We start from the raw sequence: 16,030 nt of genomic DNA, 5'->3' as shown, positions 1-16,030 counted from the left end.
AGATCCGTACGAATCATCAATTGCACTATAATTTGTTTTTTTCTTCCTTATTTTGTAAGGATTGCAAGTAGATGCTTGTTTCAGCAGCACGATCGGTAAAAATCCAATTGAGTTTTCGATTCAATTCCCTATATAAGCTGTACTTCGAATCGACCAAACCGACACCCACAATTTTTTGGGTTGCCCTTAATTGATTGATTGCCTTTTTGTGAATCATAAGATAATGACCTAATACGCCTCCATAATTTTCTCTGATACATAAATTACAAAATTCCTGTACGTTATTATGCGAGGCGACTAATAATAAAGATTCTTTGGGAATTTGCGTCAAAGAAGAAAAAATTGATGAGTTTAGAGTCAAGAAATGGTAGTTCTCTCCAGCGGATAATTCTCGTAATTGCGCCACCAAGATTTCTTCATGATGGATAGGAGTTTTTAATTCAATAAATAAATGCATGCTCTTGCCATATAGAGCAACTACTTCTGCAAGCGTAGGAATGTCAGGAACAAGCGCGCGCAGTTCATTAAAGGTAATTTTAGCGATTTCTTGATTATGTCCCCAAAGACGTTTCAATGTCGCATCATGATTAACAACGAATACATTATCTGCTGTACTACGTACATCAAACTCAATCCCCCAACATCCCAAATCTTTGGCTAAGGCGAAAGCAGGAAGTGTATTTTCAATAATTCCCTCGGCACGATTATGAGCTCCTCTATGGGCAATTAAACGAATGGGCTGTATCCGTTCAAGCGATGGCTTATTTCTAGGGATAAACGCAAAATAGCCATCTACAGTTTTTCCTAATAAACTCAGTAACACGACCAGATTCCTCAACAATATTTATTTTTAATTCTATGCAGGTACTATTGAAAAGGCAAAAATAGCTGCTTTCTCCTGCCAATTGTGTAAAAATAACAAATTTTCAATTCATGCTTTGTATATGCCTTTAATTACTACCAATATTGATCGAGCGATTCACGATTTGCAACAAGGAAAACCTGTTGCTATCCCTACAGAAACTGTCTATGGCTTAGCTGCTCCTATCAATAATGAGAAGGCAATTAAGGCTGTTTTTGCTATAAAAAATAGACCGTTAAACCATCCTTTAATTATACATGTGGCTCAAGATTGGGCGCTTGATCTGTTGGTTAAAGACATTCCAGCTTACGCACAACAATTAATCAAAAAATTCTGGCCAGGCCCTTTAACGCTTGTTTTCCATTGCAAACAAAATCAAATTACCCCTTTGATAACTGGTGGCCAAACGACGGTAGCAATCAGATGTCCTGCTCACCCCATCGCCCAGGAGTTATTAAAAAAATTGGGTGTGCCACTCGTTGCGCCTTCAGCAAATCCATTTGGAAAAGTCAGCCCCACTACAGCAGGGCATGTAAGTGAATCGTTTCCTAATCAAGAACTAACTATATTGGATGGAGGTCGTTGTACTGTAGGGATAGAATCAACCATCATTGATGCAACAGATCCCAAGAATTATCAAATTTTACGACATGGAATCATTGATGAAAAAGCCATAGCAGAACTAATCGCTCTTCCATCTTTGCGCGGCGAAAACTCATTACGTGTTCCGGGGAAATTAGACAGTCATTACCAACCCCAAAAAAAGCTGTATTATTTTGATGGCTATGACTTGCTCACTCATTTTTGTCAAAAACATGGAGATAACATTTACGTTATAGCAAGCAAAAAACCAATGAGTATTCGAGAAGAATATTTTCACTTACTTGAAGATAATCCTGAAAAAGTAGCGTTTGATTTATACTATCAATTAAGAAAGGCTGATGCTTCTAATGCGGATGTTATTGTCATAGAGCTTCCCCCTGCTTCAGGGGCATGGCAAGGAGTACGGGAGCGTATCCTTAAAGCAGGCGCTCCTTACCCGGCTTAATACCATTACTCGTTAATTATTGTGGGTGTGCCGATAAACGTTCCTTTGCATTTCGGTGTACTCCATACTACCCAAGTTTTACCTTGGTCCAGTTCGCTTAAAGTTTGTTGATACATCTTGATAGGCGTAGACCATTCTCCATGTGCGTCTTTTCCACTGATTGTGGCATTAACTACATTAAATAACAGCCCGTCTTTTTTGGTACTTTTATAGCTGTTATAGTTCACACGTAATCCATTTAATGATTTTACTCCTTGTTTACTTAAGACTTGATCTACTGTAGTGACCATTACCGTTGGTGTATGCTCCAAACAATATTGTAAGGTAATATCTTCTGACCTAGGTGTTATATTATCAAATACTGCCGTCCAAATTATGGATTTGGATGCACTAGCAATAGAGCTATAAAGTAGGATACTTGTAACAATAACTATTTTTTTCATGATTAATGATCCAATTTGAAAATGTATTCGTAAAGCCATAAATGGGTATTTATTACATCATTGTGATGCAAAAGCAAGTGAGTACAAGGGCTCAGATACAGAGGTAACACTGCAATTAAGTAAAAGATGCCGGTTATCCTATTGACAGTTCTATAAAATATGAGTACTTTAGCCCCAAAATGCCGAGGTGGTGAAATTGGTAGACACGCTAGCTTCAGGTGCTAGTGGGGGTAACTCCGTGGAGGTTCGAGTCCTCTTCTCGGCACCATTGTGGAATTTAAAATAATTCTTAATTATTCATAACTGGAAACATCCATTTAAATCCCAAACTTCTGCCCTGTTCCTGAATAATCTGTTCGTAATGAAAATTAGACTTTTTATTAATTGCGCTGCGGATAGTAACGATGTTAAGAGAAAACAATTTTACAAAGAAGATCTTTAGGTAAGTTCCATAAATAGTTGTGTTGAGAACTACAAATCCTGGTGGCGAAAATTTATTTTAGCTTGTCGAGTTTCATTTCTATTTGTTCTATATTCTTTAAAATATTTTGAATTCTTTCTTCAAGAGTTTCCTCAGAAATACTTTTTAAGTGATCCTCGTTTGTTTTTTTATCATTGTTCGGCGGTTGTTTTAAATAAGGAATCTCATTATCTAAAAACTTGTTTAATTTTTCCTTAATTTTTTCTATTCGATTCGTTTTGCTTTTTTCTTCCCATCTAACGACATTAAAATTTTTTACAGCAGACATCGTCTATTACCACATTTAATTGCTAATAATTTAATCATATATGATCCATGTTAAGACAAGATGATATTTTAATTCCATTTTTTTATGGGCTATTCTTTTGAGGAACAACAGTTGTTTTAAATTAACAGTTAACGATCTAAACGTGATTATTATGAAGTGAGGGGCAGCAACGAGCTCATTGATGCAGTAGCTCAAAACAAGGTCGATATAGCAATAAGTGGCCTCATTATTTCGCAAAGTCATTCTTCACCAGTTGCATTTTCTGTGCCTATCTCATTACGAAGATTTATATTGTAGGATTGAAAAAAATTCAATAGGTCAGTTTCATATGAAGTTGTTGAATAATACGAATATTGGAATTACAGATAAAGATTATTGGAAGCAGTTTAAAAAATTAAACCTTAAAGGCACCAACTTTGATTTTTTCGATCAAGATGATGCATTAATTAATGCTCTCAAAGTTGGAAAGATAAAATTTGCATTGATAGATTCGTATACTGCACGTTATTGGGAAGTGAACTCACCGAATGCAATTAAAGACTTAGGCCCTATCACTACCCTTGAGTACTTTGCAGCTATTGCTACTAATCCAAATGATCCCGCACTTCACCATGAAATTAACAAAGCATTAACTGATTATTTCCACAGTCAGGGGGTTATAACTAATTATCATACCAATTTGATTCATTTTTAAAATCCACTATCTCTTTTTAAAACGAAAAAATGCGTCGTCTATTAAATACTAATATCAATTCCTCCTGTAATACCGTATTGGTTTTTCACTTGGGTTCCATTGAGATTTTGTACTATTGGGATATTAATACCAAGATAGCCGGAATAATTGGTATGCACATTGACCCTAATGCCGGGCAATAAAAAAATAGAATTCCCTCCGCTATTTGGATCAACTGCTCCTGAGATATTATCCTTTGCAATATATTCACCATCGAGTTCTATAATGCCATCAATATCCAATTTTAATGGTTCATTTCTATACAGCTCTAAAACAGTTGCAAAATTATAATCAAATACCGAACCTTGAGTAGTATGCTGTATTCCTTCCATCCCTTGGGTATAGATTAAATTTGAATTTAATGAAAACTTATTAAATTGCTTCGAAATAATAACACCAGCAAATGGAGTCCAGGCACCACTTCCGGGTTGATCAGAAGCAGAAAATAAAGCACCAGTATTATCTCTAGCTGTTGTTTTACCTGTTGGCGCATTCACACCGGAAATTAAGCTCAGTGAGATGACATAACTCTCTTCTTCGAGAAATTGTGATAAAGCAAAGATATTGGTGTCACCTAACCCATAAGCACTTCCTAAATTAAGAGTACTTTCAACCTGGGTTATTTCATTGAAGCCTGCAGCGGCAAAGGAAATATTATCAACATATGGAAGGCTTGCACCAATGGTTAAATGAGTCAGCAGCCCATAAGAAACTAACAAATAACCATATAAATTGGCATTTAGATTTTCGGCTAAGGGATGTTGCAACAATACTGAATCAGAGAGGGGAATATTAGAATAATATTCTACGCGTTGGCTAATACCTATTTCGCCTTTTTCTAAAGTATCGGCAGTTGAGGTAACAATCGGTTGGCCAATTCCCACAGAATAAGTAATTGTTTTTTGATGAAGCGTGGCTGCATAAAGATTAGAGAATAAGCAGCAGTACAAACATATTGCTCGCTTGATTAGGTTCATTTCGTGAGTATCGGTTAAATTTTTTATTGTAACCTACATAGAGGCAATGCCCAATAGCTTCTAAGTATCCCAAGTTGCAGTTTGACTTTCTTATGTGAATTGACAATGGGCTTTTGATTAGAAAACAACTCTAATTCATGCTCATTTGATTATTCTGTGTGCACAAGAGATATTATTTATTTTAAATATAATGATCAGAAGTATACTGTTATTACGCCAGTATACTTCGAGTTTCATCAGGATAGTTTAACATGAGTGGTCCATTCGCTTTCTGAGCCTCTTTTTTAATCCCAGTGAATAGAGGTTCTTCATATCCTCCTGGAATTCCGTGTTTTGAAAAAACAATTTGCCACAATTGCGTATTACGCGAACGAAAAGTGCCGGCGCAGGCCAATAAATAATAACGCCACATACGATAAAAACGATGATCATATCGCTCTTGTAATTGTGCCCAGTTTTTTTCAAAACGTTCATGCCACGCCATTAGGGTATGATCATAATATGCGCCAAAATTAACCCAGTTTTCCATAATAAATAATCCCTCTGAAGCTTTGCTAAGTTGTTCCATGGAAGGAAGCATGCCATTGGGGAAAATATATTTGTTAATCCAGGGATCTCCTGTAGTTTGAGTGAGGGTACTGCCAATGGTATGTAATAAAAAAAGCCCATTACCTTTGAGACACTCTCTGGCTTTTTGCATATAGGTACGGTAATTTTTATAGCCTACATGCTCAAACATTCCTAATGAAATCACACGATCAAATTGTTCATGGAGATCACGGTAATCTTGGAAACGAATTTCAATGGGTAAACCGGCACAATTTTGTTTTGCATAATGACACTGTTCTTTGGAGATAGTGATCCCTACTACGCTGACCCCATAATTCTCTGCTGCATATTTTGCAAAAGCGCCGAATCCACATCCTATGTCCAATACACGCATCCCGGGTTCAAGTTTTAGTTTTTGACAACTTAAATCCAATTTATTGATTTGCGCTGTGTCCAGGTCACTGGCATTTTTCCAATAGCCGCACGTGTAATTCATTCGGGTATCTAGCATCGACTCAAATAATTCATTGCCCAGATCATAATGCAGTCTTCCCACTTCTAAAGAACGTTTTTTAGATTGATAGTTAACCAATTTGAGGAGAAGCAATTTAGGCCATAGCCACTTGTTGGTGCGAATTTTGCGCTCAAGATTAGCCTGGAGAATTTGAGTAAAAAATTGATCGAGGCTTTTACAATCCCACCATTCCTCCATATATGTTTCACCAAGCCCTAAAGCACCATGATTAAAAACACGTTGATAAAATTCATCATTATGGATTTGAATATCACAAGGGTTAGGACCGTTGGGTGAAATTCCGGCTGAATGCAAAAGGTCTAATACAATTTTTTTAATCATTCCCTGACTCATGTAGATTTATCCTTTTGTGCGGCAAAATTCAAGAACGATTAAGCGATACTCAGCTTATCCTGTAAAAAAATAAATAGTACAATTCAAGTACTAATACACTCTATTTTCCATAAGTTACAATTTGATGCAATAAAAAATTCGTATTTATGTTTGACATGAATAAAGCAAAAAATCAAGTGGGGAGCGCCATGATATTACAAGCCAGTCCCTAAAATATCGGAGTTAAATCTAAAAATATTTTTCTTGCAGTTGTTCAAATGCAAGACTTCACGAGTATACTCAGTAAAGTTATTCCCACTATACTGTCTAATGGTCGACCGCCAAAAACGATAAGCGCCCTCGTTGCCAGGCAGAACCATCACTTCCCATTCGCCTGGAAAATTTTTAAAACATTGCGCCGCAACATAACGGCCAATACCCTTGCTTTTGAATTTTCGTGCGATAAAAAATTGTGCCATATTAAACTCAACGCCAGCGTCACTTCCCTTTTTATCGACTATAGCAAAGCCAGCTAGCTCATTTTTATAGCGGATGATGAATGGGAAAGAGTTTTGATCTTCCCAATATTTTTTAAAATCAATACATTCGTACAAGCCATCTTCGGGAATTTCCCATCCTTCTTCATTACCTATGTATTCGCTCATATCATAAACATAGAATCTGCCTAAGTTTTGAATAACCGGATAATCTTCCAGGGTCGCGGGGATGAGCTCTATTTTATCGAGAGCGACAAAGGAATTGGAAATGGTGTACCAGACTACATTATTATTTTCATATCTTCCTATACCTGCATAACTCATCCCCGCTTTTTCCAATACGCGGCGTGAGCGTTCATTGCTCGGATTAATATCGGCAACAAGCCTCTCTATGGCAAGGTTTTGAAATCCCCAAGTAATAAGTGCTTTTGCGAGTTCAAGACCATATCCTTTATTCCAAGCGGTTTTATGCAATGCATATGCAACTTCAATATCAGGTTGATTATCATTGTAGGCGACATAGATTAATCCGGCACGACCCACAAATTGAGCACTTTCCTTTTCAAAGACACAACCCAGGCTGAAACCATATTTCTCATAATGGGCAATGGCTTTCTCTAATCCAGTCCTTATTTCAGCGTCGGTACGAATTCCTTGACCAATATATTTCATCACATCAGCATCAGTTTGTAAGGCATATAAGTTATTAAAATCTGCCAATTCAGGTGTTGTAATCATTAAATTTTTAGTTTCCAAGAAAAGACTCATAGTGCTCGCTCAGTAAAAATATTATTTATTAATGCATAGAACTAAAATCAGTTCTGACATTAACATAATACGATTGTATTACCAATAATACACAGAACCTGCAGGCACTATGGAATAGAAGGATATGAGTGCCTACAGTAAAGGGTGTATTTTTCAGAGTCCTTTATGCTGGATTGTTAATCAAAAAATTTGAGGTTCAGTTTATGACTAAAACCTATATTTTTTGATTACTTCTTTTACTTTTGCTTCTTTTTTAGTACAATATCGACGATGAGAATAAGATATGAAAAAAAGAGGAGGAAGATAGGCTAGAAGATTTACTCGAACAGGTTAAAAAATTTTTATTAATAGTAAAAAACAATATTTTCTTTTATTGAGATACTTATGCTGTAAATCAGCTTGCAAAGAGATCAATTAGAAAACGACTAAATCATATTTATTGCCTACTTCATCTGATTATGCCAGAAAAGCCATACCTATATTCTGCAGATGATAAATTATTGGAGAAATGTAATGCCAACTCTGTTGCGAGAAGAAGTCGATATTTATGTTAAACCGGAAATTCATGACACGGGATTAGACGGGAAATTAGCGGAAGTTACGGTCGGTGATCTCCATGGAAATATGATAAAACTTTTATATTTTTTAGTTCGGTATGGCATTGCAAATATCAGTGTAGAAGACTATGAGAAGTTGGTAAAAATTTATCAAACTCCCCTTGAGAATATAGATAAAGAATGTCTTATTCAATTTAATACAATTCTAGATAGAATCGTTTTCGAAAAAGGAAGGATGATAAGGCTCCTCGGGGATGAGTTAGCTGATCGAGGCGCTAATGATTACTTCACATTAAAGTTGTTAGAAAAATTACAACTTAATAAAGTTCCATTCGAAATATTACTGTCCAATCATAGCGTTGAATTTATTGAGTCCTATGAAAAAGAAGATCGCTTTCATACAACCATGGTACCTTATGAAGGTATTTGTCATTCACTAGAAAGTTTACAACGGTTGGTTGATAAAGAAGTTATATCCAGGGAAGAGGTCCTTGAGCTGGCAAATGTGGGTTATAAACCAGCACTGCGAGCGCTTTCATACTCACTTAATGAGGATCTATCAGAAATTACGATTTACAGCCATGCTGGTATTGGGCTAGAAACTATTGAAAAGCTTGCGAAAGACTTGGGTGTGTCTTATTTAGACAGCTCTGCTAAAGAGTTAGCGGGCACTATAGATAATATTAATCGGGTATTTCAAGGGTATGCAAGCACAAATACCTTAAACACGCTGTATTCACGTGAGACAATGACGGCTGCTTATAAGTGCAGTCGAGAGTATGTCATTGATTCACCGATTGAATTTATAATGATGAACAGAAATTATGATGTTCTCAATAGACCTGCTACTCATTCCGGTTATCGTATTAATTTTGTGCATGGGCATGAGATAAGTGATCTAACAAAAGAAAACATTTATAATCTTGATGATGATCTTGGTAAAAGTTCCGATCCGGTTCTGGCACCTAAAAATCGTGGGGTATATTCGGCAGTTATGCATGTTGTTCCACCTGCTAAGGAACAAAAATTATTGTTTGATGTACGTCACTCATTGCAAGAGCAGCCTTTTGAACGTGTCGATAAACTTTATGAATCTACTTTTAATCCTAGGTTTTCTCTGTTTAAGCCGCAACCCATTCTGGTAGCAGAAGAGGATTTGCTTTCTTTGGAAAAATCCTTTGATAGTGTAGATAAGCTTTATGAGCCTGTTTTTAATCCCGCGCTTTCTCTGTTTAAGCCTAAATCAATTTTGGCAGCAGAAGAAGAGTTACTGACTTGGAAAAAACTCTTCCCTAATGATTATTAATACATTTTAAGTGGTTGTCTGATTTATGCGAGTATTATTAAATAATGCTCGCATAGTGCTATTAGCGTTAAAATTTAATGATGGGCTATCCAGGAACGTAAATAAGACAATGCAGGTGTTATGGTAGCAGCAGAGTGTCCAGAGTTGTTCTTATAAAGGCATACCCAACTGTCTTGACCTTCAATATTAATCCCGAGAGGGCCTTTTTCAAAACTTAAAGAATCTAATGCACGCAATGCTTGTTGTTTTGCATCGTTTTCATTAGTGGTTCGGAACGGTCCGATAGCAAAAGTCCAGTGATCATTAGTATCGTAATTGTGGGATCTTACTGCCCCATACCAAAAACCGTTTTCTTTTATGACCTCTGTAACACCTACGGTTTTCAGTATAGATACTGACGGACATTGACTAGGCTTCTCAGGTGTTGCAGCAAAACTGAATTGGGATAGTGATAAGAATAGAATTGCATTTATAATTTTTAATTTCATGATTTTCCTTTGAAAATTTGTAAAAATATTTCCATAAATTACTCAGGTTGCATCAATTTTTTGATATGCACTAAGTAAGTAGACAATATACCTTAATCTAATCATTTAAATCCAACAGTACTATGTAATTATTGCCATAACCTGGCGCAAGTGGAGCCTGTTTTACGCCTAACCTAGCTGATAAGAAGGAAATTACTTAATTCTTGATTATATGGCTCGAGCGACGGCGGACACATTGCTGCGAGCAAAAATGTTAAGTACCCGCGCTGCCAGAATTTCTTCGGGTAGCTGATAAGCCCAGAAATCGTCATTTATATTCATTTTAATCCAGTGAAGCATGGCTATGTCAAAAATCCTTCAGATTGGTCTTACTCCAGTATCCATCGATTTATTCGTGAAGGAATATTGATCTCTCAGTAGGCTTGTGGTGATTGTTTTAAGAAATACTGGTTTGGTGAGTAGATTAGGCATGCTGGGCTTAAAAGCTCAGCCTACGCTTGCTAGTTTCTCGCTTTAATGTTGGTTACAATAATTTTGTTCTTATTCACAATAACAATTGAATAAAAACATTCAATCTAGGTTTAATAATCTCTTTAAAATTGGGCTTCAAGAGTAGCTACATTATTGAGAATTAAAGTTATTTCCTTTTGGTTTGCATCGGATAAAGCATGAGTGTTTTCAATCCTATTGCCATAAACTTTAGGTAACAATTTACAAGCGAGCCATTGCGTGTGTCGATTTGTAGTTTTGCTCTGGTTACTACAGCATTACTAAATACATGTACTCCTTGTTCATTGAACATGCTGTCTTTAGATGAGTCATCAGCAATTTCCAATATTTCATCAACCCATAACTCAATTTGACGCCTTTTTGCTTGCGTGTATTGCTCTGAAAAGTCCTCATTGTTTTAAGCCATGTGAATAAGGTAGCTTGGCTCTGCCAATCAGAACTTTCTTTGCATACAGCATCAATGGGGTACTGGGTTTTCAGAATAGTTTTCGCATAACATGCGCGAAGCATTCCCTGAAATGCAGGAGCTTTAAATGCGAAACCTGTAACGGATGAAGCAATTTGCTCTGATATTTAAATTACGACACAAGCTGTGTCGTAATTGCCTTGGAGCCGTATTGCCGCTTAATGCAAATGGTTAAAGATGATACAGTCGTGAATGGTATGCTACTTTCTTATTGAGCTCGGCCAAGGTTTTGCCTTTGTTGGTTATCAAGTGTCCTTGACGTCTGATGATCAAGCATTTTTTGTTGATCTACTCTTTTACTACATCGAATTGAAAAATACGAAATTTAAACCGGAGCACACAGGACAGTTGGGTTTTTACCTTGCAGCTGTTGATGATCAATTACGAAAGCCCGGAGATAACCAAACTATTGGAATCTTGCTATGCAAATCAAAAATAAAGTCATTGCAGAATATGCGTTACGAAACATTAGTGCACCTATAGGTGTTTCAGAATATACCTTATCCAAATCAATTCCCACTGATTTGAAAGACAGCTTACCGACAGTTGAAAAATTTTAAGCTGAATTAAATGAGTCGGTAAAAGACAGTTAATAAATTTTCAGGGTAATCAAACGAACTCTACGTATATTTCAAGAATGTATGGGACAAGTGTGGCGCCGTGTCAATACGGAGCTAAAACCGCCCCACTCTTCTGAATCTTCATGGCGGGGTATGGAGCACATTTTCGTTTATTAGTTTTATTGTTTCACTCAGTATCATTTTATGCAACTAATTTTCTATAAAGAAGAATTGTAAGAAGAGAACCTAGCGAGCAGATTAAAAATAAATAGTAATAATCAACTAATTGATAGATTACGCCTCCTAAAACAGGACCAACAGCTAAACCCATAGCGGCACCATTAAGAACACCATAACAACTACCTATCACATCTGGTGGTGCAATTTTAGCAAGAAAGACATCATTCAAGGGGAAGAAAATAACTTCACCTAGAGATAAAATCAGCATGGAGCAATTCATTGTTACGCTATTCTGGGCGAAACAAAATCCCAAAAAGCCTAGGGCGAATAATGATAGCCCGGTAGCGGCAAGCACCATATAATTGACTTTTCTGAGGAGAGGGCCAATACCTATCTGCAACAAAACGCAGGTTATTGCATTGACGATGAGCATGTTGCTGTACATCACTATCCCATCATCAAATTGCTGCACCATATACTGAGCTAACGAAGAGGTTATTTGGGCGTATAAACTGTAACAAATAAAATTAATCAAAAAGAGTATTTTTAAAGAAGAATTGGCTTTGATGAATCGAAATGTATTCATCATTGAGAAAAGTGGTTCTTTTTTTGTTTGCCTATTTTTCTTTTTTGACCAAAAAATCAATAACAAAAGACCAGTAGCAAGATAACAATATGCAATGAGCTGAAACAGTTGAGTGGAGTGTTCTACAGCATAACGTGCCCCAATCAGTGGACCTAAAGCGGCTGCTAAATTTAAAATGGCATAACGCACACCAAAAGCAATAGTTCTCTGTTGCTCATGGGGGTTGGACGCTAGAAACGTTTTTGATGCAATATCAAAAATGGCTCGGAATACACCAATGATGGTGTTTAATACAATAAAACACATTAATGACTGGTTTTGATAAAGACACTCATAAGCAATGGCCGAACCCAATAAAGTCATGATGAATAAGTGCTGAGAAGGGTAGCGGTCTGATAAATGTCCTATGAATAAGCTTGTTAAGCTGTGACTTAATTGCCCAGATGCAATAATCGCTCCTATGCCAATAGGTGATAGTGAAAAATGATTCAAATAAATGGCTAAAAAAGGGATGATTAAAAACTGCCCTAATTTCATGATAAAAAAAGAGAGCATAAAAAGTGACATGTTAAAATAAGCGCTACTGGTGCGAGCGGAACTAAGATACATCGATTCTGACATGATATTCCCCTAATTAAGGTGAGCTTTTGTGGTGATGTACACGTGTTCCATGGCGAAACTCACCGAAGAAATAGCCTCATCAATGGTGCTTCCTGTTCCTAAAATATATCCTTGTCTGGATAAAGATGAGCTTAGTTTCCCAAGTTTCTGCCCCTTTTGCAAAGTACAATCAATACGAACGATTCCGGGTAAATTGTTTGCAGAATCAAGTCCATGAATCTCAAGAATCTCTTCAAATTCTCGAGCAAAAAATAAAACAGTTGCGGCATTTGCTTTCTTCATTTTTGTATTTTGACTTAATCCTAATAAATGCAAAACGGTTTCAGAAATAACATCTACTCCTGTAGTTAATTCGGTCAACTCCCAAATTTGGTCTCCTCCCATTCGAGTTTGTGATTCAATGATTTTAATTTCATCCTGATGCACTTTAATTTCAGTATGCGCAGGGCCATTTTGGTGCTGAATTACCTCTAAAAAACGAAGAATGAGTTGCTGTATTTTTTGTTGTATTTCTGGAGTCAGGCGAGCAGGAGAATTATGCCCCAATTCAATAAAATGAGGGAATCCGGTTGTAAGCTTTTCAGTAATAGCAATTACCTGATGTTGTCCATCCAAACTTAAGGATTCCACACTGTATTCTTTACCTGAAAGGTATTCTTCAGCAATAAGTTCAAGATTGCCATGCTGTATCGCCCAGTCCCATGCATTAGGGAGGTTTTCGAGTGAATCCACATAGCACACGCCTTGACTTCCTGCGCCATGAACGGGTTTTAGAATAAAAGGAGCCTGTATTTTTGTATAAAAAACAGTTACTTCTTCTAAAGTGGTGCAGCGTTGATAGGCAATAGAGTCAAGCTGATGACTCTCGAGTAAACGACGCATTTTAAATTTATCCCGAGTATGTTCTACTGGAAATACAGTATTGCCTTTAATGTTCAATTGTTCAGCGATTAAGGATGCGGGATATAAGCCAAATTCAGTAAACGAAACAACGGATCTAAAATGATGTACTTGATGTAATTGTTTCGCTATTCGACTTAGTTCAGAAAGATTCTCATAAGTTTCAACGAATACGATTTGTGCATCCAAAGAGATATTCAAAGAATCATGTTGTGATTGAATCAGCACAAATCGGATATTCATTGTTTTTAGTTTTTGTAATGTATGTTCTCGTGCACCGATGACTAGTAAACAAGGCGATGGGTTTATATCATATGCTTCCATGTTGGATGTTCCTTAAAAATGACGAATTCTTGGGTAATATCTGCAACTGATTTATTGAGATAATAAGTGCTCAATGAAGAGAACTCCTTTCCAGCTGGTAAACGGCCAAGCCATTCAAGTGGCGTTAACTTATCCTGAATGAAGTTGGTTCCCCAGGCACTTAAATCATTGCTTAACAGCTCTTCAAGAAGTTCGCGCTCTTCTTGACTATCAGGATTTAAGAGTCTGCAAAAGATTTTTTGGATTAAAGGAAGATAAGCAATTTGCCTTGTTCCACCCAAGACCCTAATTTGAGGCATGAGGCATAAAACAAGAAAGCTTAAAAAAATATTAGGGATAAGTAACCCATCGATAAGTGCTGTTCGAATCGATTGATGGTCTAAAGGTATTGTTAATTGCTTGCTGAGATTAGTTGTCTCTTCTTTAAGAACATTATCTTCAATGGTTAATGCACGTATTTTATTGTCTCTGACACCCCAGAAAAACTCGGTACCTTGTTTTAAGAACACATGATTTTTTTCATGCATCATTGAGGCGATTGAATGGTTCAACTTGTTGCGTTGTTTCGGGGAAAAAATAAGTTGATAAATAATTCCTTCAGGCTCACGTAAATGTTCTGCAACTAAAAGTGAGGTGAAGTAGTCGTTCATGATTAATGGCTGTATTTCTTGGTCTTGAGCACAATGAGCCAGTAAACGTTGATTTGATAATGTGAATGCAGGAATAAACCCTTCATATTCTTTAAAATCAATTGCTGTTAGTAATTTTTCTAGTCCTTTTTGTTCAAAATAATTGGATTGATTCAAAGACTGGATAAAATTACCCTTAAAATAAGTCAATCGAGGGTAGGATGAACACACACTGAGCTTTGACATCTGTTTCGGAGTCAAGTCAAATAAATTAATCACCTCATGTTTTAGGTTAAGCCATCCCGGACCTTGCTTCTTGCTCCATTGTAGCGTTCGTGTCACGCTGTTTAAGACAAACATATGGTTTAGTCGATGGATTTTGCTTCCCATCCAGCTCATCAATATGGCATTAAAATCAACCTCGTTGGTGTACAACTGACAATGAGGTCCGGTTTGAACAATGGGGTATCCCTCAAACTCTGAAATAGCGCGTTCAACGTCAATCGATTGTGACCTAAAAAACAGTTTCAATGCGTTATAGAATTTTGTTCTGGATTGAACTGCTATGGTACTTTCGCAAGAAATAAGCCTTTGCCACACTTGTTTGATATAGGACGATAAAGTATCGTCCCAATGTATTTTTAAATCACTAATAACACCAGGACAAATGGTTTCCATTGCTTTGGTAATAGGAAATGAGTCAAGTTCTTTCATACTAACCCCAGATATGTTGTGTCACGTGAAAAAAGGGGTCAAACACGTTATCGAATTGTGTTTGAGAGTAGTTCTGGAGTTTTTTATAGAGGATATGAAGTTCTGCACAAGCAATAATAAAGTGGTGCTCTGGAAATTGATTCATCAATTCTAAAAAGTCATCCAATAACTGCGAGTCTACTTGATTATCCTTGACGGCCTTAATCAGCATATTAAGTTGTGTTTGCACCTCAGTTCCAGAATAAGCAAGGTGCTGAGCTACCTTTGCCCATAGAGGATGATGTTCCAAAACCTGAGCTTCTTTTGCTGAGGAGGCACAAAGAACGAGAAATTGAGTGTTTTGTGTCAGTACGTGCACCAAAACTGGTGTAACCAGCGAATAAATTTTAGCTTGGTGCTCAAGCAATAATTGGGGCAGTAATGCATGAGCAGTAAAGCAGCAAATTACAATGCAATCTACTTCGTGCTGCAAGAGATAAGCTATATTTTTTTCTAGTTTTGCTAAGAGCTCCGCTTTACTTTGATTGACAGACATCAGCGCTGTTGATTGAGACTGCAATGGCTCAGAATACAGATATACAGAAGGAGAATGATACACTTCTTTTAAATCACTCTTGTTGAGATAAGTCGTATAAAGAGTCTCCACAAATGATGCGGAAGCTAAAGGCCCCATTCCGCCGATAATACCTACTTTGATTGTTTTTTTATTCATTCTT

Annotated in this window: 17 protein-coding genes and 1 tRNA gene; 6 read left to right on the top strand and 12 right to left on the bottom strand. The window is 36.8% G+C overall.

The features are described 5' to 3' along the window. Positions 1-25: 25 nt before the first annotated feature. Positions 26-823 carry a glycerophosphodiester phosphodiesterase gene (locus EL220_RS17410; protein ID WP_027271878.1) on the bottom strand — a complete coding sequence of 266 codons (798 nt, stop codon included), beginning with the start codon at positions 821-823 and terminating at the stop codon, positions 26-28. 121 nt (positions 824-944) lie between these two features. Here EL220_RS17410 and EL220_RS17405 point away from each other — a divergent pair, with 121 nt between their 5' ends. After that, positions 945-1,910, top strand: a complete 966-nt coding sequence (locus EL220_RS17405) for an L-threonylcarbamoyladenylate synthase (RefSeq protein ID WP_027271877.1) — start codon at positions 945-947, stop codon at positions 1,908-1,910. 5 nt (positions 1,911-1,915) lie between these two features. On the opposite strand, the gene EL220_RS17400 is transcribed toward EL220_RS17405, so the two are convergent. Further along, positions 1,916-2,353: a hypothetical protein gene (locus EL220_RS17400; RefSeq protein ID WP_027271876.1), complete on the bottom strand. Its 438-nt coding sequence runs from the start codon at positions 2,351-2,353 to the stop codon at positions 1,916-1,918. A 181-nt stretch (positions 2,354-2,534) separates the two neighbouring features. Between EL220_RS17400 and EL220_RS17395 the strand changes: the two genes are divergently transcribed. Continuing rightward, a tRNA-Leu gene (locus EL220_RS17395) sits at positions 2,535-2,621 on the top strand. A gap of 226 nt (positions 2,622-2,847) precedes the next feature. Here EL220_RS17395 and EL220_RS17390 read toward each other — a convergent pair. Further along, positions 2,848-3,102 carry a hypothetical protein gene (locus EL220_RS17390; RefSeq protein WP_027271875.1) on the bottom strand — a complete coding sequence of 85 codons (255 nt, stop codon included), beginning with the start codon at positions 3,100-3,102 and terminating at the stop codon, positions 2,848-2,850. 328 nt (positions 3,103-3,430) lie between these two features. Between EL220_RS17390 and EL220_RS17385 the strand changes: the two genes are divergently transcribed. Continuing rightward, positions 3,431-3,796: a type 2 periplasmic-binding domain-containing protein gene (locus EL220_RS17385; protein ID WP_051544762.1), complete on the top strand. Its 366-nt coding sequence runs from the start codon at positions 3,431-3,433 to the stop codon at positions 3,794-3,796. 41 nt (positions 3,797-3,837) lie between these two features. Here EL220_RS17385 and EL220_RS17380 read toward each other — a convergent pair whose 3' ends face one another. The 3 genes from EL220_RS17380 to EL220_RS17370 all read right to left on the bottom strand — a co-directional run bounded on the left by EL220_RS17380 (position 3,838) and on the right by EL220_RS17370 (position 7,461). Continuing rightward, positions 3,838-4,812 carry a transporter family protein gene (locus EL220_RS17380; RefSeq protein WP_081779082.1) on the bottom strand — a complete coding sequence of 325 codons (975 nt, stop codon included), beginning with the start codon at positions 4,810-4,812 and terminating at the stop codon, positions 3,838-3,840. Positions 4,813-5,023: 211 nt separating this feature from the next. After that, a complete protein-coding gene (gene cfa / locus EL220_RS17375; protein ID WP_027271873.1) occupies positions 5,024-6,229 on the bottom strand; it encodes a cyclopropane fatty acyl phospholipid synthase in 1,206 nt (401 codons plus the stop codon). Between the two features lie 194 nt (positions 6,230-6,423). After that, a complete protein-coding gene (locus EL220_RS17370; protein WP_232002530.1) occupies positions 6,424-7,461 on the bottom strand; it encodes a GNAT family N-acetyltransferase in 1,038 nt (345 codons plus the stop codon). 525 nt (positions 7,462-7,986) lie between these two features. On the opposite strand from EL220_RS17370, the gene wip reads away from it, so the two are divergent. Then, on the top strand, positions 7,987-9,336 hold the full coding sequence (gene wip, locus EL220_RS17365) for a Dot/Icm T4SS effector Wip (protein ID WP_027271871.1): 1,350 nt from the start codon (positions 7,987-7,989) through the stop codon (positions 9,334-9,336). 74 nt (positions 9,337-9,410) lie between these two features. Here wip and EL220_RS17360 read toward each other — a convergent pair whose 3' ends face one another. Together EL220_RS17360 and EL220_RS19860 are read right to left on the bottom strand one after the other, a co-directional pair. Then, complete coding sequence (locus EL220_RS17360) at positions 9,411-9,824, bottom strand: DUF4949 domain-containing protein (RefSeq protein WP_027271870.1); 414 nt, start codon at positions 9,822-9,824, stop codon at positions 9,411-9,413. 637 nt (positions 9,825-10,461) lie between these two features. After that, entirely contained in the window at positions 10,462-10,683 is a 222-nt protein-coding gene (locus EL220_RS19860) for a hypothetical protein (RefSeq protein WP_414973831.1), read from the bottom strand. Between the two features lie 309 nt (positions 10,684-10,992). Here EL220_RS19860 and EL220_RS19855 point away from each other — a divergent pair, with 309 nt between their 5' ends. Together EL220_RS19855 and EL220_RS18390 are read left to right on the top strand one after the other, a co-directional pair. After that, the gene (locus EL220_RS19855; protein ID WP_027271868.1) at positions 10,993-11,283 is read left to right on the top strand and encodes a PDDEXK nuclease domain-containing protein; all 291 of its coding nucleotides are present in this window, start codon (positions 10,993-10,995) and stop codon (positions 11,281-11,283) included. Continuing rightward, positions 11,223-11,360 carry a PDDEXK nuclease domain-containing protein gene (locus tag EL220_RS18390; RefSeq protein WP_197720972.1) on the top strand — a complete coding sequence of 46 codons (138 nt, stop codon included), beginning with the start codon at positions 11,223-11,225 and terminating at the stop codon, positions 11,358-11,360. Before EL220_RS19855 ends, EL220_RS18390 begins: the two co-directional genes overlap by 61 nt. Before the next feature lie 202 nt (positions 11,361-11,562). Here EL220_RS18390 and EL220_RS17345 read toward each other — a convergent pair whose 3' ends face one another. Genes EL220_RS17345 through EL220_RS17330 form a run of 4 tightly spaced genes read right to left on the bottom strand, consistent with a single transcriptional unit; the run spans position 11,563 to position 16,026 of the window. Beyond that, on the bottom strand, positions 11,563-12,747 hold the full coding sequence (locus tag EL220_RS17345; protein WP_027271867.1) for an MFS transporter: 1,185 nt from the start codon (positions 12,745-12,747) through the stop codon (positions 11,563-11,565). A gap of 9 nt (positions 12,748-12,756) precedes the next feature. Next, positions 12,757-13,971, bottom strand: a complete 1,215-nt coding sequence (locus EL220_RS17340) for an ATP-grasp domain-containing protein (protein WP_027271866.1) — start codon at positions 13,969-13,971, stop codon at positions 12,757-12,759. Then, positions 13,953-15,314: a hypothetical protein gene (locus EL220_RS17335; protein ID WP_027271865.1), complete on the bottom strand. Its 1,362-nt coding sequence runs from the start codon at positions 15,312-15,314 to the stop codon at positions 13,953-13,955. The genes EL220_RS17340 and EL220_RS17335 overlap by 19 nt, the downstream gene beginning before the upstream one ends. Before the next feature lies 1 nt (position 15,315). Then, entirely contained in the window at positions 15,316-16,026 is a 711-nt protein-coding gene (locus EL220_RS17330) for an aspartate/glutamate racemase family protein (protein ID WP_027271864.1), read from the bottom strand. Positions 16,027-16,030: the final 4 nt, after the last annotated feature.

Origin of the sequence: Legionella sainthelensi (assembly GCF_900637685.1) — a bacterium.
Lineage (GTDB): Bacteria > Pseudomonadota > Gammaproteobacteria > Legionellales > Legionellaceae > Legionella > Legionella sainthelensi.
This window is presented reverse-complemented; position numbering and strand designations above follow the sequence as displayed.